This is a genomic window from Saccharopolyspora antimicrobica (assembly GCF_003635025.1).
In the GTDB taxonomy this organism is placed as follows: Bacteria; Actinomycetota; Actinomycetes; order Mycobacteriales; family Pseudonocardiaceae; genus Saccharopolyspora; species Saccharopolyspora antimicrobica.
In genome coordinates, this window is the sequence record NZ_RBXX01000002.1 from 684,200 (window position 1) to 708,396 (window position 24,197).

Sequence of the window (24,197 nt, forward strand, 5' to 3'; positions counted from 1 at the left end):
CGTCCACCACTCGGGTGGGCGGCCGTTCGCCGTTCCGCCGGTGGTGATCGCCGAAGAGCTCGCTTCGGGCCTGCGGGTGCGGGACGATTCCGGGCATGCGCGTGGTTGTGGCCGGCTCGTCCGGCTTGATCGGCACGTCCCTGGTCGCCTCGTTGCGGGCGGCCGAGCACGAGGTGGTCCGGCTGGTCCGGCGCGTGCCCGCCGCTCCGGACGAGCGGGGCTGGGATCCCGAGTCCGGGCGGCTCGACACCGATGCGCTGGAGGGCGCGGAGGCGGTGGTGAACCTGTGCGGCGCGGGCATCGGCGAGAAGCGGTGGACACCGGAGCGCAAGCGGCTGCTGGTGCACTCCAGGGTCCGCGCCACGGAGGTGCTGGCCGCGGCGGTGGCCGAGGCCGGGGTGCCGGTGCTCGCCAACGGTTCGGCGGTGGGCTACTACGGCGACACCGGGTCGAAGCCGGTGACCGAGGCGGTGTCGCCGGGTGATGACTTCCTCGCCGAGCTCTGCCGGCGCTGGGAGGCTGCGACCGAGCCCGCGGCGGCGGCCGGTGTCCGCGTGGTGCTGCTGCGCACCGGCCTGGTCCTCGCCCGGTCCGGCGGGCTGCTCGGTCAGCTGCGCCCGCTGTTCTCGCTGCTGCTGGGCGGTCGGCTGGGCGACGGCACGCAGTACATGCCGTGGATCTCGCTGGACGACGAGGTCGCCGCGATCCGGTTCGTGCTGGAGCACTCCGAGATCTCCGGCCCGGTCAACCTCACCGGGCCCGCCCCGGTGACCAACGCGCAGTTCACCAAGGCGCTGGCGGAGGCGGTGGGCCGTCCCGCGCCGTGGATCGTGCCGGGCTTCGCGCTGCGCATCGTGCTCGGCGAGCTGGCCGACCAGGCGCTCGCCGGCCAGCGAGCGGTGCCGACCGTTCTGGAATCGTACGGCTTCACCTTCCAGCACCCGTCGGTCGACTCGGCGCTGGCGGCCGCCGTCGGCTGAACGACGTCGAAGTCGCCCTCTGCGGCTCCGCATCCGCTGGTCGTGTCCCGTGCGCGTTTCGGGGCGTCATAGCACCCCAAAACGCGCACGGGGCTGAACAGCGGAAACGGAGCCGCAGAAGCCTTCGGTCCGGCTCCGGTGGCGCAGGCGTAGCCTGGCGCGCGTGAGTCGTGCGAATTCTTCGTGCCGCGCCTCCACGGAGCCCGTGGAAGTGCGCCACCTGGGAACCATCGATTACCTCTCCGCCTGGGACCTGCAGCGCGAGCTGGCGTCCGGCCGGGCCGAGGGGCGGAACCCGGACACCATGCTGCTGCTGGAGCACCCGTCGGTCTACACCGCGGGCAAGCGCACCTCGCCGGAGGACCGCCCCACCGACGGCACCCCGGTCATCGACGTCGATCGCGGCGGCAAGATCACCTGGCACGGGCCGGGGCAGATCGTCGGCTACCCGATCCTGCAGCTGGCCGACCCGATCGACGTGGTCGACTACGTCCGCCGGATCGAGGAGGGCCTGATCTGGGTGTGCGATCAGTTCGGGCTGCAGGCGGGCCGGGTCGAGGGCCGCAGCGGTGTCTGGCTGCCGGCGGCCGACGGCAGGCCGGAGCGCAAGATCGCGGCGATCGGGATCCGCGTGCAGCGCGGCATCACGATGCACGGCCTGGAGCTGAACTGCAACGCCGACCTGAGCGAGTTCGACCGGATCGTGCCGTGCGGGATCGCCGATGCGGGCACCACCTCGCTGACCGCCGAACTCGGCAGGGACGTGTCGACCGAGGAGGCGTTCCCGCTGGTCCGGCGCGGTGTGCTGGACGCGCTGGACGGCCTGCTGCCGGTCACCGAGCGGGACATCCCGCGTCCGGAGGCGGCCGGTGTGACGCTGTCGCTGGACCCGAGCCTGCGCTGAGCACCTGACAACCGCACTCCACTTCTCTAGTATTCCGTAATTACGGACTACTGGAGGAGTGGAGCATGCTGCTGTCCCGCCGTCACCTGCTCGTCACCGCCGCCGCGGTGACGCCGCTGCTGCTCGCGCCGAGCGCGCTGGCCCAGCCCGCGCCGGCCCCGCCGGACCTGTCGACCCCGGAGGGCTGGCTGGCCTGGATCAGCGCGCACCGCGACCAGCTGGGCCTCGTCCTCGACGACGGCCGCGGGAACCACCTGCAGCACCGGCCGCACGCCGCGCAGCCGCTGGCCTCGGCGGTCAAGGTCGTGCACCTCGCCGCCTACGCGACCGCGGTCGCCGACGGCAGGCTGGATCCCGCGGAGCAGGTCCGCGTCGGCGACTGGGAGAGCTTCTACGTGCCGACCGACGGCTTCGCGCACGTCAACGCCCTCCAGCACCTGGGCATCCCCACCGACCCGACGGGCCTGCGCGCGACCGATCCCGAGCACCGGGTGGCGCTGGACGACATGGTCTCGGCGATGATCACCTTCAGCGACAGCGCGGCCCCGGACTTCATCCGCGACCGGCTCGGCGAACCAGCGCTGCGCAAGGCGGCGGCAGCGGGCGGCTGGCACCGCCCCGACATCCGCTCGATGTGCGCGGAATACCTGTTCCTGCTCCCGGAGTTCGCGCCGCCGGCCCAGCTGCCGACACCGGCCCGCCGCGCCTGGGGATACCGGCTGGAGCGCCGCTTCAGCACCGACGCCGCCCTGCGCGAGCAGGTGGTGGACCGGCTCCTGCGGAACGGCCTGCCGCCGCACGAGCACCAGCTCTCCTGGGCCGGCCGGACGATGTCGTCGACGGCGGCGGAGCTGGCCGCGCTGCACCGCGCCATCGCCACCGACGACTTCCCGAGCGAGGCCGCGGCAGTGGCGCGCACGCACCTGGAACGCCCGCTCAGCGGTCACCTGCCGCCGGGCGTGCTCGGGATCGGCTTGAAGGGTGGCAGCCTGCCCGGCGTGCTGACCTGCGGGCTCACCGTCCGCCACGCGGACGGCACCACGGCCTCCGGGGCGCTGCTCGCGCACGGCGACATCTCGCCGGAGCAGCTCGGCAACGGCGATCCCGGTCTCCCGCTGCTGCTGGCGATGCAGCAGCCGGAATGGCGGGACCGGCTTGCGCGGGCGCTGAGGGCCTGAGGGAAGCTCATCGGCGTGGACTCGGAGGACTTGCAGCAGCGGCTGGAGGCGCTCGAACAGCGCGTCGCGGCGCTGGAGGGCGCGCAACGCGCCGAACCGGTCGAACCCAGCGGCTCGGTCGTGCAGTACCAGGGCAGCCTCGTCGAACCGGCCGCGCTGGAGTGGCGCATCCAGGCCGATCCGGCCTGGATCCTCACCATGCCCGACGGCCCGCGCACCGACGTGCTCGCCGCGCTGGGCCACCCGGCCAGGACGGCGATCGTGCGGCTGCTCGCGAGCTCCGGCGCCCAGCACACCGCAGCGCTGCAGGAAGCGGCGGGCCTGGGCTCCACCGGTCAGCTCTACCACCACCTCAAGAGCCTGACCGGCTGCGGGCTCGTGGAGCAGGACAAGCGCGGCACCTACCGGCTCCGCGCCGAGGCGACGGTGCCCGCGCTGATCCTGCTCACCGCCGCCTCCGACATCGCGGGCCAGCTCCGCACCTGAACTCGCCCTGAAGGACGGTCTCCGAGGCGGGTGAGCGGGCTGCCGCCTTGCGCGGACAGCCCGCTCGGCGCTCAGAGCTGGGGCGCGACGTCGTTGGCGACCAGGTCCAGGTGGTCCAGGTCGGAGAGGTCCAGCACCTGCAGGTACAGCCGGGTGATGCCGGTGCGCTCGCGCCAGGCACCGATCTTGTCGACGGCCTCGGCCGGTGTTCCGGCCAGCCCGTTGAGCCGCAGCTCCTCGACCTCGCGGCCGATGGCCCCGGCGCGGCGGGCGATCTCCTGCTCGTCCTTGCCCACGCACAGCACCAGCGCCGCCGAGCGCACGATCTCGCCGGCGTCGCGGCCGATCGCCTCGCACGCCGCGTCGACCCGCCCGAACTGCGCGGCGGCGGTGTCGACGTCGACGAAGGGCAGGTTGAACTCGTCGGCGAAGCGCGCGGCGAGTTCCGGCGTGCGCTTCTTGCCCAGCCCGCCGATCAGCACCGGCGGTCGCGGCTGCTGCACCGGCTTGGGCAGCGCGGGCGATTCGGCCAGCTGGTAGTGCGCGCCGTCGAACCGGAAGTGCTCGCCGGGCGGGGTGGCCCACAGCCCGGTGATGATCTCCAGCTGCTCGGCGTAGCGGTCGAAGCGCTCCTTCAGCGAGGGGAACGGGATGCCGTAGGCGGTGTGCTCCTCCTCGTACCAGCCGCTGCCGAGGCCCAGCTCGACGCGCCCGCCGGACATCTGGTCCACCTGCGCCACGGCGATCGCCAGCGGGCCGGGCAGCCGAAAGGTGCCCGCGGTCATCAGCGTGCCCAGCCGCAGCCTGCTGGTCTCGCGGGCCAGCCCGGCCAGCGTCACCCAGGCGTCGGTCGGGCCGGGTTCCCCGGTCACCGGCCCCATCTTCAGGTAGTGGTCGGAGCGGAAGAACGCATCGTAGCCGGTGGCCTCCGCGTGCTTGGCGACCCGCAGCAGGTCGTCGTAGGTCGCGCCCTGCTGGGGTTCGGTGAAGATCCGCAACTTGAAGTTCTCGGTCACGGGTCCCGAGGCTAATGGGACGCCTTCGCGACCGCCGCGCGCCTCGATCAGCGGGTGCGCAGGCCTTCCAGCACCCGCGCGACGCAGGCCTCGACGTCGGCCTTGACCTGCTCCGGCGAATCGGATCCGGCGATCGCGGTCGCGCCCGCCGACAGCGAGCCGAACACCACGCGGGCCAGCGCGTCGACCGGCAGCGGGTCGATCGCACCCGACTCGACCAGTCCGGCGACCACGGCGCGGACCACGCCGAAGGTGTGGGTCTCCTCGGCGGAGCGCCAGCGCTCCCAGCCCATCACCGCGGGCCCGTCCCGCACGACGATGCGCTGGTAGGACGGCTCCAGGCAGACGTCCAGGAAGGCGCTCAGCCCGGACCAGGTGGCCTCCCACCGGTCACCGGTCTCCGACAGCACCCCGGCCAGCCGGGCGACCACGTTGGTCTCCACCGCGTCGAAGGCCGCCTCGAACAGCGCCTGCTTGCCGCCGAAGTGGTGGTAGAGCGCGCCCTTGGTGACCCTGGCGCGCTTGGCTATCTCCTCCAGCGAGGTGCCCGCGTAGCCGTGCTCGGTGAACAGCTCAACGGCGGAGTCCACCAGCGCTTGCCGGGTGGACTCGGAGTACTCCAGACGTCGAGGTCGAGCTGTCGCCATGCTCACAACCCTAAGTCATACCGACGGTACGGAGCCGTGCTACTCTCGGTACACCAACATACTCTCGGTATGCCGCACACCTGGGGTATCCCCCGGGTCCGATCCCGGAGAGCGAACATGAGTTGGCACGACTTCCACCAGCGGCAGCGCGCGATCGCGGCGGTTCTCGACAGCGCGCGCCAGAACCCGGCACAGGCCCTCGACCAGGTGCCCGCGCCCTTCTCCGACGCCACCGAGCTGCTGCGCGCCCTGCAGCACAAGTGGACCCAGCAGCTGATCGGCCGGGTCGACGTGGCGCTCACCGAGACCGGTGACGCCCCGGACGGCGACCGGATCCAGGCGGTCACCGAGGCCTGGCGCACCACGGCGGCGGCCAACCCGGTACTACGCGACCTGCTCGACCGCAACCAGGCCGACCCGGTGCTGCGCGGCGACGCCGCCCGCGAGCACCGCATGCTCGCGCTGGCCAGCGGCCTGGCCGAGCCCGCCGAACCGGACGCGGAGGTCGTCCGCGTCGGACAGGCCTTCCTCCAGCTGCTCAGGGCCACCGGGGTCGAGTCGAGCAGGACCTGTCTGCTGTCCCTGCGCTGAGCTTCAGCAGCGCTGCCGCAACCACTCCCGGGTCTCGGCGTCGACCGGCGCCTGCACCAGCAGCGTCGCGGTGTCGTCCGGCCGGAGCAGCGAGCACTCGAAGCGCAGCCGCGCGTCGTCGGCGAGGACGGTGACCGGCCAGCTGCCGAACTCGCGCACCGCCCGGCAGCTCCACCAGTGCGCCAGCTCGGGCCGCAGCTCCCGCAACCCCGCCACCACGTCCTCGGCGGGGAATCGGTCCGCTCGCGCGCGGAAGCGCAGGAACAGCTCGTAGAGGAACTGCTCCTCCGGCACCAGCAGCGACTCCAGCCGGGCGCTGCCTGCCAGGCTCAGCAGCAGGTTCGGCCTGCCCGTCAGCGCCGGTTCCGGCCACACCGCGGCATGAGCGGCGTTGCCGGCCAGCACGTCGAAGCGCTGGTCCAGCAGCAGTGCGGGCGTCAGCGGCCAGTTGTCCAGCAGCGGGCGCAGTCGCGCCACCAGCCCGTCGTCGGCGACGCCATCGGCCGCGTAGCCGCCGAGCGCGAGCAGGTGCCTGCGCTCCTCGTGCGTCATCCGCATCGTGCGCGCGAGCGCCTCCAAGACCTCCCGCGAGGTCTGCACGCGGCCCTGCTCCAGCCACGCGTACCAGGCCAGGCCCACGCCGGACTCCGAGGCGATCTCCTCCCGGCGCAGTCCCGGAGTCCGGCGCCGCCCGCGCACCGCGATGCCGAAGTCCGCTGGGTCGAGCCGTTCCCGGCTGGCCCGCAGGAACGCACCGAGCTCCCGACGTCGCAGATCGCCGCTCATCCCGCCAGCCTATGACCTGGAGTAACCCCACAAACCGACGCCTGGTCGGGGTTCCGGTCGCCGCGCAGGCTGGAGGCGTCCCACTCGGAACAGGAAGGACCCTCCCCCGTGTCCCAGCAGCTCTGGCGCCGTCACCCCGACTCCTCGCACCTGGCCGGCCCCCGCACGTTCGTCCGCGTGTTCGTCCCCCGAGCCGAGCTCGAACCGACCGTCGCCTGGTACGAGCAGCTCCTCGGCGTCGAACGCGACATGGTCATGCCGTACCCGGAGAAGGACCTCGCGCTCACCGCGGTCGGCGGCTTCCTGATCATCGCGGGCACCGAGGCGGCGCTGGCCCCGTTCAGGCAGACCGTCGGCACCCTCCTGGTGGCCGACGTCGGCCCGCACGAGGAGCTCTTCCAGCAGCAGGGCCTGGAATTCGTGCAACCACGCTTCCGGGCACCGGTCGGCGAGGGCTTCACCATCCGCCACCCGGACGGCACGGTGATCGAGTACGTCCACCACCGGCCGGCCGCCCACGAGCTCAGCTGACGGCGACCGTCTCCCGCGGCGCGCTCGTCAGGCTCGGCACCGGCAGCCGGAGCGCGTGCGCGGCGGTCAGCTCGCGACGCGCGTGCACCGAGGCGACCGTGCCGCGGATCAGGTCCGGCGGCTCGACGGAGTTCGGCCGGACCAGCTCCACCGGCCACCGCAGCGCGTGGCACATCCGGAGCAGGAAGACGAAGGGGAACAGCACGAGCTGCGCCGCGAGCTCCAGCGTCGCGCCGCAGAACAGGACCACGAACAGGAGCAGGAACGGGATCGCGATGATGGCCGAGATCGGGTCGTCGCCGAGCCCGCTGGGCAGGCTGTCCATCGCGTCCTGGAACGACAGCTTGCGCCGCCACAGCAGCCAGCGCCGCCGCCCGTACGGGCTCAGCCGCCGCTCGACCAGCCGCCAGCGCTGCGGGTCGATCGCGACCGGCGTGAACTCCGCCTTCTCAGCGGCCAGCAGCGCCTCCGCACCGTCGAGCCCGCTGTTGCTCCCGAGGTGCTCGCGCAGGGCGCGGCGCAGCCGCCGGGCGGCGGCGAGACCACTTACGTGGATCACTCCGGCGCAGCACCGCCGGGCGCTGATCTCCAGCCGCCATCCCCGCCCGGCCGCTCGCGCGACCAGGACCACCGGCATCAGCACGAGCACCAGGAGCAGTTCCAGCCAGCAGCCGAGCAGCACCACGGTCAGCAGCAGGAACCAGACGAGCCGCAGCGCCACCGAGAACGGGCCTTCGCTCAGCCTCGGCCAGCGATCGCCCGCCACCCGCAGCCGCACCACGCGGGACCACGGCGCCCATCGGATGCGCACCGTCCAAGAAGTCGTAGGCACGACACCGCAGTATTCCCGCACCTGATCACCCGGATGGCTGGCACACTCAACCTACCGAGAGTAGGTTTCGGGCATGACGAGGTGGACCGCAGCCGACATCCCCGACCAGACCGGACGGACCGCGCTGATCACCGGCGCGAACTCCGGCCTGGGCCGCCGCAGCGCACAAGCCCTGGCCGAACGCGGCGCCCGCGTCCTCATCGCCTGCCGCGACGCCGAGAAGGGCCGCGCGGCGCTGGCCGAGATCGCCCGGACCGCGACCACCGCACCCGAGCTCGTCGAGCTGGACCTCACCGACCTCGCCTCGATCCACCGGGCCGCCGACGCCGTCCGCGACCGCACCGACGGCCTGGACGTCCTCATGAACAACGCCGGGGTGATGGCCACCCCGCGCCGCAGCACCAGCGACGGCTTCGAGCTGCAGATCGGCACCAACCACCTCGGGCACGCCGCGCTGACCTGGCTGCTGCTCCCGGCGCTGCGCCCCGGCGCGCGCGTGGTGACCGTCTCCAGCCTCGCCCACCGCTTCGGCGGCCTGGACGTCGACGACCTCAACTTCACCCGCCGCCGCTACCAGCCGCTGCGCGCCTACAGCCAGTCCAAGCTCGCCAACCTGCTGTTCGCGCTGGAGCTCGATCGCGCCGCGAAGCGCGCGGGACGCGACCTGATCAGCGTCGCCGCGCACCCGGGCATGGCCATGACCGAGCTGACCGGCAACTCCTCCCGGTTGCGCGCGATGCCCGACGCAGTGCACGACGTGGTCGGGCTGGGCACCCGACTGGTCACCCAGCCCGCCGAGCGGGGCGCGCTGCCGCAGCTCTACGCCGCCACCGCACGTGGTGTCCGCGGCGGCGACTACTTCGGCCCCGGCGGCATCGGCGAGCTCCGCGGCCACCCGAGCCGCGCCCGGCTGAGCAAGGCCGCCCGGGACGCGGGCACCGCAGCCCGGCTGTGGGCGGTGACGGCCGAGCACACCGGCGTCGCACCGAGCTGGTCGTGACCCAGCTCACCAGCGGTTTCTTTCGCCTGGTGGAACCGGACGCGAGATGACCACGGCGCTTCCCGGGGGCGTAGCCTGGGGCGCGTGACTGTGGCTCCGGAGGGTCGGAAGCTGCTGCGGCTGGAGGCTCGCAACAGCCAGACCCCGATCGAGAAGAAGCCGTCGTGGATCAAGACCCGCGCGCGGATGGGACCCGAGTACCAGGAGCTCAAGGGTCTGGTCCGCCGCGAGGGCCTGCACACCGTCTGCGAGGAGGCGGGCTGTCCCAACATCTTCGAGTGCTGGGAGGACCGCGAAGCGACCTTCCTCATCGGCGGCGACCAGTGCACCCGCCGCTGCGACTTCTGCCAGATCGACACCGGCAAGCCGGCCGCGCTGGACGTCGAGGAGCCGCGCAAGGTCGCCGAGTCGGTCCAGGCCATGGGCCTGCGCTACTCGACGGTCACCGGCGTGGCCCGCGATGACCTGCCCGACGGCGGGGCGTGGCTGTACGCCGAGACGGTCCGCCAGATCCACGCGCTCAACCCGGGCACCGGCGTCGAGCTGCTGATCCCGGACTTCAACGCCAAGCCCGACCAGCTGGCCGAGGTCTTCGGGTCCCGCCCGGAGGTGCTGGCGCACAACCTGGAGACCGTGCCCAGCGTGTTCCGCCGGATCCGCCCCGGCTTCCGCTACGAGCGGTCGCTGAAGGTCATCTCCGAGGCGCGCGACGCGGGCCTGGTGACCAAGTCCAACCTGATCCTGGGCATGGGCGAGACGCCGGACGAGGTGCGCCCGGCGCTGCAGGACCTGCACGACGCGGGCTGCGACATCATCACCATCACCCAGTACCTGCGGCCCAGCCCGCGCCACCACCCGGTGGACCGCTGGGTCAAGCCGGAGGAGTTCGTCGAGCACACCAAGGCGGCCGAGGAGATCGGCTTCCCCGGTGTGATGGCCGGACCGCTGGTGCGCTCCAGCTACCGCGCGGGCCGCCTGTTCGCGAAGGCCACCGTGCACCGCGGCATGCCGCTCCCGGAGAACCTGGCCCACCTGGCCAAGGAGGGCACCGCCGCCCAGGAGGCCACCAGCCTCCTCGCCCGCTGAGCACCGTTTCCGCTGGTCATGACACGTGAGCACTTCGAGGGGCCATAGCACCTCGAAGTGCTCACGTGCATCTAGCAGGCAAAACGATCCGGACACGGCGCCGGGCCCGACCTCACGGGTCGGTCACGCATCCGGGACCGCGTCTGCACCTGGTCCGGGTCGCGCCGTATCCTGAAATGCATGGCCAAGGAGGACAAGGCCGCCAAGAAAGCGGCGGCCAAAGAACGGCGCAAGGCAACTCGGGGACGCTTCAAGCAGATCCTCGAGGTGTTCAACATGCAGCGCCGGGAGGACAAGCTCCTCCTCCCGCTGATGCTCGGGGTGTTCCTCGGCGTCACCGCAGCGATCTTCCTGCTGGGCATGATCTGGGGCCTGCACTGGGTGTTCCTCCCGGTGGGGCTGGCCTTCGGCCTGCTGGGCGCGGTGATCCTCTTCGGCCGCCGCGTGCAGTCGAGCGTGTACCGCAAGGCTGACGGTCAACCCGGCGCCGCCGGCTGGGCGCTGGACAACCTGCGCGGCCGGTGGGTGCTGACCCAGGCCGTGTCCGGCACCGCCCAGCTCGACGCCGTGCACCGGCTGATCGGCCGCCCCGGCATCGTGCTCGTGGGCGAGGGTGCCCCGCACCGGGTCAAGTCGCTGATGGCGCAGGAGAAGAAGCGCGTCGCCCGGCTGGTCGGTGAGACCCCGATCTACGAGATCGTGGTGGGCAACGAGGAGAACCAGGTACCGCTGTCCAAGCTGCAGCAGCGGATCACCAAGCTGCCGCGCAACATCGGCCCGGCGCAGATCGACTCGATCGAGAACCGGCTCGCGGCGCTGGCCAACCGCGGCAACGCGATGCCGAAGGGTCCGGTGCCGCAGGGCGCCAAGATGCGCAACGTCTCGCGCGCGGTGCGCCGCGCGCGGTGATTCCACCGACGACGAGAAGCGGGCCCGGGGACGAACCCCGGGCCCGCTTCTTCTCACGTCAGGAGTTCACCGGCGCAGCACGATGGTGCCGGTGAGCCGGTCGTGCCAGGAGCGGCCGTCGAAGTTCCACACCACGGCCGGGATGATCAGCCCGGACAGCAAGCAGCGCACCGCGGCCCGCCACGGCCCCACCATGATCGCGCCGTCGACGCGCGCCACCCAGATCCGCAGCGCGGCCATGCCCGGCGTGGCGCCGAAGAAGCACACCGGGACCACGGTGATGACCACCCAGGCCAGCAGGCTCCAGTTCTTCGGGTAGTCCGGCATCGTGAACAGCGCGGCGACCAGCGCGGCCAGCACGATGTCGATGAGGAACGCCCCCAGCCGCCTGCCCACCGGTGCCGCCGAGCCGGGACCGTGCTCGGGCAGCCCCAGCTTCTCGCCGCGCCACTGGGGCCGGGATTCGTTCGCCTGCTCGCGCACGTTGTTCAGCGCGGTCTTCGGGCCGTCCAGCCAGGATCCGACTCTTCGCACGTCATCCAGGGTACGTGCCGGTCCGCTGGTACCGTCGGAGTACCGCTTCCCGCAACATCGGCCACCCGGACGGGTCGCAGTTAACGCCGGCGAAACATTCGGGTGACGACGGAGCAACACCCAGGACATACGGTGAGAACCGAGCCGGCGGCGGAAACTTCGACGTGGCGTCGGTGAGCTGTACGAGTGCTGAAGGAGCCACCGAGCTTGTTCAAGAATCCTGACGAGGTCCTGCGCTTCATCGCTGATGAGGACGTGAAGTTCATCGATGTCCGGTTCTGCGACCTGCCGGGCGTCATGCAGCACTTCACCGTGCCGGCCGCCGCGTTCGACCAGGATGCGTTCACCGAGGGGCTGGCCTTCGACGGCTCGTCCGTGCGTGGCTTCCAGTCCATCCACGAGTCGGACATGCTGCTGCTGCCCGACCCCTACACCGCGCGCCTCGACCCGTTCCGGATCGAGAAGACGCTGATCCTGAACTTCTTCGTGCACGACCCGTTCACGCTGGAGCCCTACAGCCGCGACCCGCGCAACATCGCGCGCAAGGCGGAGCAGTACCTGAACGAGTCCGGCATCGCCGACACCGCGTTCTTCGGCGCCGAGGCCGAGTTCTACATCTTCGACTCGGTCAAGTTCGGCGAGGGCCCGAACAAGTCGTTCGCCGAGGTCGACTCGATCGAGGGCTGGTGGAACACCGGGCGCGACGAGGAGGGCGGCAACCGCGGCTACAAGACGCGGCTGAAGGGCGGCTACTTCCCGGTCTCGCCCTACGACCACTTCGCCGACCTGCGCGACAAGATGTGCACCCAGCTGACCGCCTCCGGTTTCACCATCGAGCGGGCGCACCACGAGGTCGGCACCGGCGGCCAGACCGAGATCAACTACCGGTTCAACACGCTGCTGCACGCTGCCGACGACCTGCAGCTGTTCAAGTACGTCATCAAGAACACCGCCTGGGACAACGGCAAGACCGTCACCTTCATGCCCAAGCCGCTGTTCGGCGACAACGGCTCCGGCATGCACAGCCACATGTCGCTGTGGAAGGACGGCAGCCCGCTGTTCTACGACGAGGCCGGTTACGCCGGGCTGTCGGACATGGCCCGCCACTACATCGGCGGCATCCTGCACCACGCGCCGAGCCTGCTGGCCTTCACCAACCCGACGGTGAACTCCTACCACCGCCTGGTGCCGGGCTACGAGGCCCCGGTGAACCTGGTGTACTCGCAGCGCAACCGGTCGGCCTGCATGCGCATCCCGATCACCGGTGCGAACCCGAAGGCCAAGCGCGTCGAGTTCCGCTGCCCGGACCCGTCCGGCAACCCGTACCTGGCGTTCGCCGCGATGATGATGGCCGGCCTGGACGGCATCAAGAACAAGATCGAGCCCGCCGAGCCGATCGACAAGGACCTCTACGAGCTGCCGCCGGAAGAGGCCAAGAACGTGCCGACCGTCCCGGACAACCTGGCCTCGGCGATCGACAACCTGGAAGCCGACCACGACTTCCTGCTCGAGGGCGGCGTGTTCACCCCAGACCTGATCGAGACCTGGATCCGGCTCAAGCGCGAGGACGAGATCGACCCGATCCGCCTGCGCCCGCACCCGCACGAGTTCTCGCTCTACTTCGACGTGTGATGCGCTGAACGCGTGGTGGCCCGTCAGCTCCGGCTGGCGGGCCACCAGCGTTTTCAGCTGATCCCGGCATCCGCTATTAACAGCGGGTCAAATGCCCTGCCAGGGCTGCAGCGCGGCTCCCAGCACGCCGGGCTTGAAGCGCAGCAGGGCACCGGCGCACGGGTCGTCGAGGAGCGCCAGCTCGTCGTAGCCGTAGCAGGCCGAGGTCACGTACATCTCCTCCAGCCGCGAACCGCCGAAGGCCAGGCTGGTGATCCGCCGGGTCGGCGCCCACAGGACGGTTTCGAGATCCCCGCCCGGCGCGTACCGGTGGATCCGCCCGGTCCAGTGCATCGCGACCCACACGCAGCCCTCGGCGTCCACCGCGATCCCCTCCGGCTCGCCCTCCGCTTCGGCGCACGCCACCCACTGCCGCCCGGAGACCGCCAGCGCGCGCTCCGGGTCGTAGTCGTAGGCCCAGATGGTGCGCGCGTCGACCAGGTACATCCGGCTGCCGTCCGGGCTCCACGCCACGCCGCCCGCCGCCGTCACCCCGTCGACCAGCAACCGCGCCCGATCCCCGTCGAGCACGTACAGCGCGCTGCCCTGCAGCTCGCGGGAGTGCGTCTGGGTGCCCGCCACGAACCGACCGGCCGGATCGCAGGCGCCCACGCCCATCCGATCGCCGTTGCGCACCTGGACGACCGGTTCCAGCGCCGAGCGCCCGAGGTGCACCCGGGCGAACCCGTGTCCGGCGGCGGCGATCAGCTGCCCCTGCCGGGTCGCACCCAAGGCCGTCACCGGTCCCGGCAGCACCCGCACTTCATCGCTGCCGGAATCGCGGTGGAAGGTGTGCAATTCCCGGCGCAGCAGATCCACCCAGTGCACGCAATTGAGCGCGGGCATCCACAACGGGCTCGCCCCGCACAGCGCCTGCCGGTCGACGAGCACTTCGAAGTCCTCGGACATCGGCAGTCCCCTGTTCGCCGCCCTGCCTTCCTGCGCGCAGGGTACTGGCGAATTCGGCATTCGGGGACCGCCGACCGGGTTCGCCGAAACCATTGCGATTCTTCCGGGACGTTCTGCGCGCCGGGCCGCGCGAAAACACTTTGGCCGAGCCGGAAAAAGCCCTCGGTTCCGCCCGCGGAAAGGAGAAACGGCGACGAGCGCTCGGCGCAATCCACCCGCGCGGCCGAGAACCGCGAATGCCCGACCGCATTGCGCCTTTCAGAGCACTAGACGGCCTGCCGGTGGCTCAGCGGAATTCGGCCGGCTCGATCTCCCGCACGAAGCAAACCCGGTCGTGGCCGGCTCCGTCGTAATCGCGGTGCACCGGAATTCCGCCGATTTCGGCATCCCCACCGGTGAGCTCGAAACCCATGCTCCGGTGGAAGGCGATCGAACCGGTGTTGGCCGGTGAGGTGACGCAGTGCACGCGGGTGCGCCCGGCGCGGGCAGCCGCGGCGAAGAATTCCCCGTACAAGCGGCGCGCGAACCCGGACCGGCGCAGCTCCGGGTCGACCCCGACGAAGTGGATGTAGGCGTCCGCGGCGCGGTCGGCGGAGCCGAAACCGATCAGGAACCCCGCCATCCGGCCGTCCTGCTCGGCGACCAGGCTGGTTCCGGCGAAGTGCTGCAGGAACAGCCGGGGCACGAGCAGCGACAGCTCGCGAGCGGCTTCCGGGCTGCGCGAATCCGACCACCACCGCTGGATGGCCGCCACGATCTCCGGATGGTCTTCTTCCCGGGCAGGACGCAGATCGATCATGCGCACCACCCTAGGAGCTCAGGCCCCGTAGAACACCCGCTCCACCACAGCGCGGGCGTGCCGGGTGACGCGGAGGTAGTCGTCGACGACCTCGCCGGTGTCCACCTCCGCTGGATATCCCAGCGCGGCGGCCACCGCGTTCAGCTCCCGCGTCTGCTTCGGCAGCTGATCGCCCGGCTTGCCCCGGACCAGCATCACCGCGTTGCGCACGCGCATCGCCAGCGTCCACGCCTCCGCCAGCTCATCGGCATCGCCGGCGTCCAGCACGCCTGCCTCGGTCGCCGCGCGCAGCCCGTCCAGCGTCGACGTCGTGCGCAGCCCCGGGTGCTCGTGGGCGTGCTGCAGCTGCAGCAGCTGCAACGTCCACTCCACGTCGGCCAGACCGCCGCGGCCGAGCTTGGTGTGCGTCGCCGGATCCGCACCGCGCGGCAGCCGCTCGGAATCCACCCGCGCCTTGATCCGCCGGATCTCCCGCGCCTTGGCCTCGTCGAGCCCGCCTTCCGGGTACCGGATCGGATCGATGGCGCGGCAGAACCGCTCGCCCAGGTCTTGATCGCCTGCGACGTGCCGCGCGCGCAGCAGCGCCTGCGCCTCCCAGGCCTCGCCCCACCGCCGGTAGTACGCGAGGTAGGAGTCCAGCGTGCGCACCAGTGCGCCCTGACGCCCTTCCGGCCGCAGGTCGATGTCGACCTCCAGCGGCGGGTCCTGGCTCGGCGCTCCCAGCAACCGCCGCACCTGCTCGACGACCGCGGTCGCGAACCGAATCGCCGCCGTCTCCTCCGCGCCGGCCACCGGCTCGCACACGAACATCACGTCGGCGTCGGAGCCGTAGCCGAGTTCCGCGCCGCCCAGCCGCCCCATCCCGATCACCGCGATCCGCGCCGGGACCTCGCCGGTCGCCTTCGCGGTGTCCCGGATCGACACGTCCAGCGCGGATTCCAGCACCGCGGCCCAGATGTTCGACAGCGCGTGGAACACCGCGGCCGGCTCGACCAGGCCAAGCAGATCACCGCAGGCGATGCGCAGCAGCTCGTGACGCCGCAGCGAACGCGCCGCGGCGGCGGCTCTCCCCGGCTCCGAGTAGCGCGCGACGGTGCTGCGCAGCGAAACCGAGGCCTCCATCGGATCGCGTCCGGCCAGAGCCGGTGTGTCGGACAGCAACCGCAGCACTTCCGGCGCCCGCACCAGCAGCTCCGGAACGAGCTTCGAGGTGCCGAGCAACTGCGCCAGCCGCTCGGACACCACGCCCTCGTCTCGCAACAACCGCAGGTACCAAGGGGTTTCCGCCAACGCCTCGGACACCTTGCGGTACGCGAGCAACCCGCCGTCGGGGTCGGGGGTGTTCGCCAGCAGATCCAGCAGCATCGGCAACAGCGTGCCCTGGATGCTGGCCCGCCGGGACACTCCCGAGGTCAAAGCACCGATGTGGCGCAACGCGCCCTCCGGCGAGGTGTAACCGAGTGCGGCCAACCGCTCCACCGCGGCCGAGGTCGTCAGGCGCAGCGCCGCCGTGGGCACCTTCGCGACCGCTTCCAGCAGCGGGCGGTAGAAGAGCTTCTCGTGCAGCCGCCGAACCCGGTTGCTGTGCCGCCGGAACTCCGCCACCAGCGCCTGCGCCGCCGTGTTCCGCCCGCTGGATCGCAACCCGGCCGCCCGCGCCAGCACACCCAGCGCCTCGGCGTCGTCGAAAGGCGGGAACAGGTGCGTCCGGCGCAGCTGCCGCAGCTGCAACCGGTGCTCGACCGTGCGCAGGAACCGGTAGGAATCCACCAGATCCGCGGCATCGGTGCGAGCCACGTACCCGCCTTCACCCAAGGCTCGCAGAGCATCCAATGTGGACGTCGGACGGAGCGAGTCGTCGCTGCGTCCGTGAACCATCTGCAGCAGCTGCACGGCGAACTCCACGTCGCGCAACCCGCCACGACCGAGCTTGAGCTCCCGCTCGGACAGCTCGGAGGGCACGTGGTCCTCGACCCGGCGCCGCATCGAGCGAACATCGGCCACGAATCCCTCGCGCTCCGCCGCCGTCCACACCAGCGGCTGCACCGCAGCGAGGTAGTCAGCTCCGAGCTCCGCGTCCCCGGCCACCGGACGAGCCTTGAGCAGCGCCTGGAACTCCCACGTGCGCGCCCACCGGCGGTAGTAGCTGAGGTGCCCGTCGAGAGTCCGCACCAGCGCCCCGGCCTTGCCCTCCGGGCGCAAGGCCGCGTCGACCTCGAAGAAGGCCGGCCCGGCGACCCGCATCATCAGGCTGGCCAACCGGATCGCGGCCGGAACCTCCGCCTCGTCGCCGGTCACGAACACGACGTCGACATCGCTGACGTAGTTCAGCTCCCGGCCACCGCACTTGCCCATCGCGATCACCGCGAGCCGCGGCACCTCCGCCACACCGGAGAGCTTCAACTCGGCCACCGCGACCGACAACGCCGCGCGCAGAGCCGCGACGGCCACGTCCGACAACGTCGCGGCCACGTCCTCGTACAGCAGCTTGGGCAGGGACGGATCGACGACACTGGCCATGTCCTGCCCTGCGACGTCCATCAGCAGCCCGCGATAAGCCCGCCGCAGCGCGCTGACCGCCTCAGGCCCCTGCAGCTCGGCGACCGGGCCACCGGGAGTCCCCGGATCACCGCTTCCTTCGGCGCCCACCGCCGCCAGGAGCACCGCCGTGCGACCCTCCAGCGTTCTGGCGATGTCCGCGCCCGAGCGCAACCGCTGCCAATCATCCGGGTGCGCCACGAGGTGGTCGGCGAAGGCGGTCGAGGCGCCGAAGACGCCGAACAGCCGGGCCCGCAGCCCTGGATCCTCCACCAGCGCCCGGGAGAACTCCGCCCACTCCGCCTCCGCGGCATCCCGGAACCGGTCCAGGGAGTGCAGCGCCAGATCCGGATCGGGAGTCCGCGACAGCGCGGCCACGATCGGCTCGGCCTCCTCCGGGCCGCGGTCCGACCACCAGCCGGCACGGCGCAGCTGGGCCTCAGCACGTGACGCATCGGTGAACCCGTACCGAGCGGGAGACGGCACCGAACCCGAGCGCGACGAGTTGCTGTTGGCCATTACCCGACCGTAGTCCGCGCCACGTCCCGGTGCGGATCCGACCTGGCCATGATCACGCCAACGGCAGGAATCTGCTGGCCTTGCGCTCCTCCGGCGTGGTCCCCACGAACCGCACGAAGCGCTCCGCCACCGGCTGCCAGGTCTCGGCCAGATCCGCGTGGAACTCGTCGAGGTGCTCCGGTTCGAGCTGACCGGGCCGCGCCGCGGCGGCCATGTCCGGGGACAGCTCCGCCCAGTCCAGCACCAGGTCCGTCGTCGTCTCGATGTGAAACTGCAGCCCGTAAGCGAACTCCCCGACCCGGAAGAGCTGGTTCTCGCACTTCGGCGAGGAAGCCAGCAACTGGGCCGTAGGCGGCAGGACCGACACCTCGTCGGTGTGGAACTGCAGGACGTCCGGGGTCAGCGGAACCGGTCCGAACAGCGAATCCTCTGCCGCGACATCGCGCTTGGCGATCAGCAACGTGCCGACTTCCGGTCCCTTCCGCGCCGCCCGCACCTGGCCCCCGGTGGCAGCGGCCAGCAGCTGGGCCCCCAGGCCCAACGCCAAGACCGGAATCCGCTCACCCACGGCCTTGCTGAGCAACGCCCGGACGCCGGCCAGCCAGGGATGCTGCGCGTCGTCGTAAGCACCCATCTCACCACCGAGCACGACGAGGCCCTGGTGCTCGCTGAAGTCGGCGGGCAACTCCTGCTCGGCAGGCAGCACGACATCGATCTCGGCGCCGGCCGCGACCAGCCATTCCCCGAGCGTTCCCGGGGGATCCGTCCTCGACGGCTGCACAATGAGAATCCGCACACCACCCATGCCGTCAGCGTACGACCTAGACCCCCGAAGCCCCACCACTCTCCGCTCGAAATCGTGCTCGGGGTGCCGGGGGAAGTGTCCCCAGGAATAGCAGAAGGGCCCCGTTCCCTGGACGAAAAACGTCCGGGAACGGGGCCCCTCTATGTAGTGTGTCGGCGGTGTCTTACTCTCCCACACCCTGTCGAGTGCAGTACCATCAGCGCTGGGGAGCTTAGCTACCGGGTTCGGAATGGGACCGGGCGGACCCTCCCCGCCATCGCCACCGACAACCCTAAACCCACCCACAGGCGGGAAAACCACAGGTCGTCACCGTATCGATGACACACATATTCAATTCAAGCATCCGAACAAACAACCAACGGTTGTTGTCTCAGACACCATATAGTGGGTGCGAGCAATCTTCGTGAACAAGTCCTCGGCCTATCAGCACCAGTCAACTCCACACATTACTGTGCTTCCATATCTGGCCTGTCAACCCAGTCATCTACTGGGGGCCTTACCCCACAAAGGGTGGGAGACCTCATCTAGGAACAGGCTTCCCGCTTAGATGCTTTCAGCGGTTATCCCTCCCGAACATAGCCAACCAGCCACGCCCTTGGCAGAACGACTGGCACACCAGAGGTTCGTCCATCCCGGTCCTCTCGTACTAGGGACAGCCTTCCGCAAGTCTCCTACGCGCGCGGCGGATAGGGACCGAACTGTCTCACGACGTTCTAAACCCAGCTCGCGTGCCGCTTTAATGGGCGAACAGCCCAACCCTTGGGACCAACTCCAGCCCCAGGATGCGACGAGCCGACATCGAGGTGCCAAACCATGCCGTCGATATGGACTCTTGGGCAAGATCAGCCTGTTATCCCCGGGGTACCTTTTATCCGTTGAGCGACACCGCTTCCACCAGCCAGTGCCGGATCACTAGTCCCTGCTTTCGCACCTGCTCGACCCGTCAGTCTCACAGTCAAGCTCCCTTATACACTTACACTCAACACCTGATTGCCAACCAGGCTGAGGGAACCTTTGGGCGCCTCCGTTACCCTTTAGGAGGCAACCGCCCCAGTTAAACTACCCACCAGGCACTGTCCCCGATCCGGATCACGGACCCGAGTTAGATGCCCAGAACGACCAGAGTGGTATTTCACCAACGACTCCACACCCACTAGCGTGAATGCTTCACAGTCTCCCACCTATCCTACACAAGCCGAACCAAACACCAATACCAAGCTATAGTAAAGGTCCCGGGGTCTTTCCGTCCTGCCGCGCGAAACGAGCATCTTTACTCGTACTGCAATTTCACCGGGCCTGTGGTCGAGACAGCGGAGAAGTCGTTACGCCATTCGTGCAGGTCGGAACTTACCCGACAAGGAATTTCGCTACCTTAGGATGGTTATAGTTACCACCGCCGTTTACTGGCGCTTAAATTCTCCGCTACACCCTTACGGGTTCACGGGTCCTCTTAACGTTCCAGCACCGGGCAGGCGTCAGTCCATATACATCGCCTTACAGCTTCGCATGGACCTGTGTTTTTAGTAAACAGTCGCTTCTCCCTGGCCTCTGCGACCACCACCAGCTCCCACCGCAAGGGTGTTCACCAGCAATGGCCCCCCTTCTCCCAAAGTTACGGGGGCAATTTGCCGAATTCCTTAACCACAGTTCACCCGACCGCCTCGGTATACTCTACCTGACCACCTGTGTCGGTTTCGGGTACGGGCCATGCACACACTCGCTAGAGGCTTTTCTCGACAGCATGGGATCACTCACATCACCACAACGGCTACGCATCACCCCTCACCCACATGGTGTGCGGATTTGCCTACACACCGGGCTACAGGCTTACACCAGTACAACCACTCACTGGCAGAGCTACCCTCCTGCGTCACCCCATCACTTAACTACCGCCCAATCAGGTCCCATGCACCCATCACACTCGTCCGAAGACTCATGTGACAAGCGGATGGTTAGTATCAAAGGTTTCGCTATGGACGCGTATGCACGGGTACGGGAATATCAACCCGTTATCCATCGACTACGCCTGTCGGCCTCGCCTTAGGCCCCGACTCACCCTGGGCGGACGAACCTTCCCCAGGAACCCTTGGTCATCCGGCGGAAGAGATTCTCACTCTTCACTCGCTACTCATGCCTGCATTCTCACTCCCACACACTCCACAACACCTTCCAGTGCTGCTTCACCGCGTGCAGGACGCTCCCCTACCCAACAACACTAATGTGCTATTGGCATGGCTTCGGCGGTGCGCTTCAGCCCCGCTACATTGTCGGCGCAGGACCACTTGACCAGTGAGCTATTACGCACTCTTTCAAGGATGGCTGCTTCTAAGCCAACCTCCTGGTTGTCTCAGCGATCCCACATCCTTTCCCACTAAGCGCACACTTAGGGGCCTTAGCCGATGCTCTGGGCTGTTTCCCTCTCGACGATGAAGCTTCTCCCCCACCGTCTCACTGCCACGCTCAACTCAGATGTATTCGGAGTTTGGCTGATCTCAGTAACCCGCGAAGGCCCATCAACCAACCAGTGCTCTACCCCACCCAAGCAACACGCAACGCTGCACCTAAATGCATTTCGGGGAGAACCAGCTATCACGGAGTTTGATTGGCCTTTCACCCCTACCCACAACTCATCCCCCAGGTTTTCAACCCTGGTGGGTTCGGGCCTCCACACGGTCTTACCCGCGCTTCACCCTGGCCATGGGTAGATCACTCCGCTTCGGGTCTACACCACGCGACTCAGACGCCCTATTCAGACTCGCTTTCGCTCCGGCTACCCCCAACGGGTTAACCTCGCCACGCAGCAGTAACTCGCAGGCTCATTCTTCAAAAGGCACGCCATCACAACTGCTAAGGTTGCTCTGACGGTTTGCAGGCACACGGTTTCAGGAACTCTTTCACTCCCCTCCCGGGGTACTTTTCACCATTCCCTCACGGTACTATCCACTATCGGTCACCAGGAAGTATTTAGGCTTAGCGAGTGGTCCCGCCAGATTCACAGCACCCTCCACGGAAACGCTGCTACTCGGGAACACCATCACACGCATGAATCGCATTTTCGCCTACCGGGCTCTCACCGTCTACGGCCAGGTTTCCCAACCTGTTCAACTAACACGAAACACCACGCTGAGACGTCGGTAGCCGCCTCCAACAGTGCCCCACAACCCCGCACACGCAACCCCTACCAGGTATCCCACGCGCACGGTTTAGCCTCCTCCGCTTTCGCTCGCCACTACTCACGGAATCACCAGTGTTTTCTCTTCCTACGGGTACTAAGATGTTTCACTTCCCCGCGTTCCCCCTCATACCCTATACATTCAGGCATGAGTAACCCGACATCACTCGGGCTGGGTTTCCCCATTCGGACACCCTCGGATCACAGCTCGGTTGACAGCTCCCCGAGGACTATCGCGGCCTCCCACGTCCTTCATCGGCCCCTGGTACCAAGGCATCCACCATGTGCCCTACATAACTTGGCCACAAAGATGCTCGCACCCACTATACAGTTCTCAAACAACAACCAGAAGACAACACCAAGCGTGTTCTCTCAGATACCCAACAGCGGACCATTTCGCCGCGCTACCAGAGCGCAGAAAGTTAGTGTGTTCCACAATCCATTGAGCGTCACAACACGAGAACATTCGCCTCGTCAGTTGTGAACACTCCCAACCAGTGGTTGGGGTGTTTGTTGCTCCTTAGAAAGGAGGTGATCCAGCCGCACCTTCCGGTACGGCTACCTTGTTACGACTTCGTCCCAATCGCCAGTCCCACCTTCGACCACTCCCCCCACAAGGGTTGGGCCATGGGCTTCGGGTGTTACCGACTTTCATGACGTGACGGGCGGTGTGTACAAGGCCCGGGAACGTATTCACCGCAGCAATGCTGATCTGCGATTACTAGCGACTCCGACTTCACGGGGTCGAGTTGCAGACCCCGATCCGAACTGAGACCGGCTTTAAGGGATTCGCTCCACCTCACGGTATCGCAACCCTCTGTACCAGCCATTGTAGCATGTGTGAAGCCCTGGGCATAAGGGGCATGATGACTTGACGTCATCCCCACCTTCCTCCGAGTTGACCCCGGCAGTCCCCCACGAGTCCCCGGCATAACCCGCTGGCAACGTAGGGCAAGGGTTGCGCTCGTTGCGGGACTTAACCCAACATCTCACGACACGAGCTGACGACAGCCATGCACCACCTGTACACCAACCACAAGGGAAACCCCCTCTCAGGGGCTGTCTAGTGCATGTCAAACCCAGGTAAGGTTCTTCGCGTTGCATCGAATTAATCCACATGCTCCGCCGCTTGTGCGGGCCCCCGTCAATTCCTTTGAGTTTTAGCCTTGCGGCCGTACTCCCCAGGCGGGGCGCTTAATGCGTTAGCTACGGCACGGAAACAGTGGAACCCATCCCCACACCTAGCGCCCAACGTTTACGGCGTGGACTACCAGGGTATCTAATCCTGTTCGCTCCCCACGCTTTCGCTCCTCAGCGTCAGTATCGGCCCAGAGACCCGCCTTCGCCACCGGTGTTCCTCCTGATATCTGCGCATTTCACCGCTACACCAGGAATTCCAGTCTCCCCTACCGAACTCAAGTCTGCCCGTATCCACCGCAAGCCAGGAGTTAAGCTCCCGGTTTTCACGATAGACGCGACAGACCGCCTACGAGCTCTTTACGCCCAATAAATCCGGACAACGCTCGCACCCTACGTATTACCGCGGCTGCTGGCACGTAGTTAGCCGGTGCTTCTTATACACCTACCGTCACCCGAAGGCTTCGTCGATGTCGAAAGAGGTTTACAACCCGAAGGCCGTCATCCCCCACGCGGCGTTGCTGCGTCAGGCTTTCGCCCATTGCGCAAGATTCCCCACTGCTGCCTCCCGTAGGAGTCTGGGCCGTGTCTCAGTCCCAGTGTGGCCGGTCACCCTCTCAGGCCGGCTACCCGTCGTCGCCTTGGTAGGCCACTACCCCACCAACAAGCTGATAGGCCGCGGGCTCATCCTGCACCGCCGGAACTTTCCACACCCCACCATGCGGTGAAGTGTCATATCCGGTATTAGACCCCGTTTCCAAGGCTTATCCCAGAGTGCAGGGCAGATTGCCCACGTGTTACTCACCCGTTCGCCACTCATCCACACCCGAAGGTGCTTCAGCGTTCGACTTGCATGTGTTAAGCACGCCGCCAGCGTTCGTCCTGAGCCAGGATCAAACTCTCCAACAATGCTGTTGAACAATCCCAGCAGACACTCAAACCCGAAGGCGAGCGTCATACTCAAAGAAACCACCAACCAAAACAATGTTTGGTCGGGGGCATTAAAGAACACTAACCAAAACAGTCCGCTGTTGAGTTCTCAAAGAACACACCCACACCATCACCCACAACCCTTTCAGGGCCGCGAAGCTCCGGGGAGCATTTCCTCTGTTCGCTTTCTTGTGTCGGTAACTCTAGCAGGCCGTTTTTCCGGGGTTTCAGGGGGGT

Annotated in this window: 19 protein-coding genes and 3 rRNA genes; 10 read left to right on the forward strand and 12 right to left on the reverse strand. The window is 68.2% G+C overall.

The genetic code is table 11. The features are described from left to right. Window positions 1–95 precede the first annotated feature (95 nt). From ATL45_RS03760 to ATL45_RS03775, 4 genes are all read left to right on the forward strand, one after another. A complete protein-coding gene (locus ATL45_RS03760) occupies window positions 96–980 on the forward strand; it encodes a TIGR01777 family oxidoreductase (RefSeq protein ID WP_093158968.1) in 885 nt (294 codons plus the stop codon). A gap of 163 nt (window positions 981–1,143) precedes the next feature. Further along, window positions 1,144–1,884, forward strand: a complete 741-nt coding sequence (gene lipB / locus ATL45_RS03765; protein WP_093158971.1) for a lipoyl(octanoyl) transferase LipB — start codon at window positions 1,144–1,146, stop codon at window positions 1,882–1,884. A gap of 65 nt (window positions 1,885–1,949) precedes the next feature. After that, window positions 1,950–3,062: a serine hydrolase gene (locus ATL45_RS03770; RefSeq protein ID WP_093158973.1), complete on the forward strand. Its 1,113-nt coding sequence runs from the start codon at window positions 1,950–1,952 to the stop codon at window positions 3,060–3,062. A gap of 15 nt (window positions 3,063–3,077) precedes the next feature. Continuing rightward, on the forward strand, window positions 3,078–3,548 hold the full coding sequence (locus tag ATL45_RS03775; protein WP_093158976.1) for an ArsR/SmtB family transcription factor: 471 nt from the start codon (window positions 3,078–3,080) through the stop codon (window positions 3,546–3,548). Window positions 3,549–3,619: 71 nt separating this feature from the next. On the opposite strand, the gene ATL45_RS03780 is transcribed toward ATL45_RS03775, so the two are convergent. Together ATL45_RS03780 and ATL45_RS03785 are read right to left on the reverse strand one after the other, a co-directional pair. Beyond that, a complete protein-coding gene (locus ATL45_RS03780) occupies window positions 3,620–4,564 on the reverse strand; it encodes an LLM class F420-dependent oxidoreductase (protein WP_093158978.1) in 945 nt (314 codons plus the stop codon). Window positions 4,565–4,611: 47 nt separating this feature from the next. After that, the gene (locus tag ATL45_RS03785) at window positions 4,612–5,211 is read right to left on the reverse strand and encodes a TetR/AcrR family transcriptional regulator (protein WP_093158980.1); all 600 of its coding nucleotides are present in this window, start codon (window positions 5,209–5,211) and stop codon (window positions 4,612–4,614) included. Between the two features lie 117 nt (window positions 5,212–5,328). Between ATL45_RS03785 and ATL45_RS03790 the strand changes: the two genes are divergently transcribed. Then, window positions 5,329–5,802 carry a hypothetical protein gene (locus ATL45_RS03790; RefSeq protein ID WP_093158982.1) on the forward strand — a complete coding sequence of 158 codons (474 nt, stop codon included), beginning with the start codon at window positions 5,329–5,331 and terminating at the stop codon, window positions 5,800–5,802. 3 nt (window positions 5,803–5,805) lie between these two features. On the opposite strand, the gene ATL45_RS03795 is transcribed toward ATL45_RS03790, so the two are convergent. Continuing rightward, window positions 5,806–6,588, reverse strand: a complete 783-nt coding sequence (locus tag ATL45_RS03795; protein WP_093158985.1) for an MmyB family transcriptional regulator — start codon at window positions 6,586–6,588, stop codon at window positions 5,806–5,808. 108 nt (window positions 6,589–6,696) lie between these two features. Between ATL45_RS03795 and ATL45_RS03800 the strand changes: the two genes are divergently transcribed. Next, window positions 6,697–7,119, forward strand: a complete 423-nt coding sequence (locus ATL45_RS03800; RefSeq protein WP_093158987.1) for a VOC family protein — start codon at window positions 6,697–6,699, stop codon at window positions 7,117–7,119. On the opposite strand, the gene ATL45_RS03805 is transcribed toward ATL45_RS03800, so the two are convergent. Further along, the gene (locus tag ATL45_RS03805; protein WP_246025149.1) at window positions 7,112–7,951 is read right to left on the reverse strand and encodes a hypothetical protein; all 840 of its coding nucleotides are present in this window, start codon (window positions 7,949–7,951) and stop codon (window positions 7,112–7,114) included. The two genes, ATL45_RS03800 and ATL45_RS03805, sit on opposite strands and share 8 nt — an antisense overlap. Window positions 7,952–8,024: 73 nt before the next feature. Here ATL45_RS03805 and ATL45_RS03810 point away from each other — a divergent pair, with 73 nt between their 5' ends. The 3 genes from ATL45_RS03810 to ATL45_RS03820 all read left to right on the forward strand — a co-directional run bounded on the left by ATL45_RS03810 (window position 8,025) and on the right by ATL45_RS03820 (window position 10,946). Then, the gene (locus tag ATL45_RS03810) at window positions 8,025–8,951 is read left to right on the forward strand and encodes an oxidoreductase (protein ID WP_093158990.1); all 927 of its coding nucleotides are present in this window, start codon (window positions 8,025–8,027) and stop codon (window positions 8,949–8,951) included. 84 nt (window positions 8,952–9,035) lie between these two features. Further along, on the forward strand, window positions 9,036–10,037 hold the full coding sequence (gene lipA, locus ATL45_RS03815) for a lipoyl synthase (protein ID WP_093158992.1): 1,002 nt from the start codon (window positions 9,036–9,038) through the stop codon (window positions 10,035–10,037). Between the two features lie 180 nt (window positions 10,038–10,217). Next, on the forward strand, window positions 10,218–10,946 hold the full coding sequence (locus ATL45_RS03820; RefSeq protein ID WP_093158995.1) for a DUF4191 domain-containing protein: 729 nt from the start codon (window positions 10,218–10,220) through the stop codon (window positions 10,944–10,946). 66 nt (window positions 10,947–11,012) lie between these two features. Here ATL45_RS03820 and ATL45_RS03825 read toward each other — a convergent pair whose 3' ends face one another. Beyond that, complete coding sequence (locus ATL45_RS03825; protein ID WP_093158997.1) at window positions 11,013–11,480, reverse strand: RDD family protein; 468 nt, start codon at window positions 11,478–11,480, stop codon at window positions 11,013–11,015. 207 nt (window positions 11,481–11,687) lie between these two features. Between ATL45_RS03825 and glnA the strand changes: the two genes are divergently transcribed. Beyond that, a complete protein-coding gene (gene glnA / locus ATL45_RS03830; protein ID WP_093159039.1) occupies window positions 11,688–13,112 on the forward strand; it encodes a type I glutamate--ammonia ligase in 1,425 nt (474 codons plus the stop codon). Between the two features lie 87 nt (window positions 13,113–13,199). Here glnA and ATL45_RS03835 read toward each other — a convergent pair whose 3' ends face one another. From ATL45_RS03835 to ATL45_RS03865, 7 genes are all read right to left on the reverse strand, one after another. Next, window positions 13,200–14,060: an SMP-30/gluconolactonase/LRE family protein gene (locus ATL45_RS03835; protein ID WP_093159000.1), complete on the reverse strand. Its 861-nt coding sequence runs from the start codon at window positions 14,058–14,060 to the stop codon at window positions 13,200–13,202. A gap of 286 nt (window positions 14,061–14,346) precedes the next feature. Next, a complete protein-coding gene (locus tag ATL45_RS03840) occupies window positions 14,347–14,859 on the reverse strand; it encodes a GNAT family N-acetyltransferase (protein ID WP_093159041.1) in 513 nt (170 codons plus the stop codon). An 18-nt stretch (window positions 14,860–14,877) separates the two neighbouring features. Then, the gene (locus ATL45_RS03845; protein ID WP_093159002.1) at window positions 14,878–17,916 is read right to left on the reverse strand and encodes a bifunctional [glutamine synthetase] adenylyltransferase/[glutamine synthetase]-adenylyl-L-tyrosine phosphorylase; all 3,039 of its coding nucleotides are present in this window, start codon (window positions 17,914–17,916) and stop codon (window positions 14,878–14,880) included. 52 nt (window positions 17,917–17,968) lie between these two features. Continuing rightward, complete coding sequence (locus tag ATL45_RS03850) at window positions 17,969–18,721, reverse strand: type 1 glutamine amidotransferase (protein WP_093159005.1); 753 nt, start codon at window positions 18,719–18,721, stop codon at window positions 17,969–17,971. A 150-nt stretch (window positions 18,722–18,871) separates the two neighbouring features. Then, a 5S ribosomal RNA gene (rrf, locus tag ATL45_RS03855) occupies window positions 18,872–18,988 on the reverse strand. 136 nt (window positions 18,989–19,124) lie between these two features. Then, window positions 19,125–22,197 (reverse strand): 23S ribosomal RNA (locus ATL45_RS03860). 220 nt (window positions 22,198–22,417) lie between these two features. Beyond that, window positions 22,418–23,939, reverse strand: a 16S ribosomal RNA gene (locus ATL45_RS03865). The 16S, 23S and 5S rRNA genes sit together here, the layout of an rRNA operon. Window positions 23,940–24,197 lie beyond the last annotated feature (258 nt).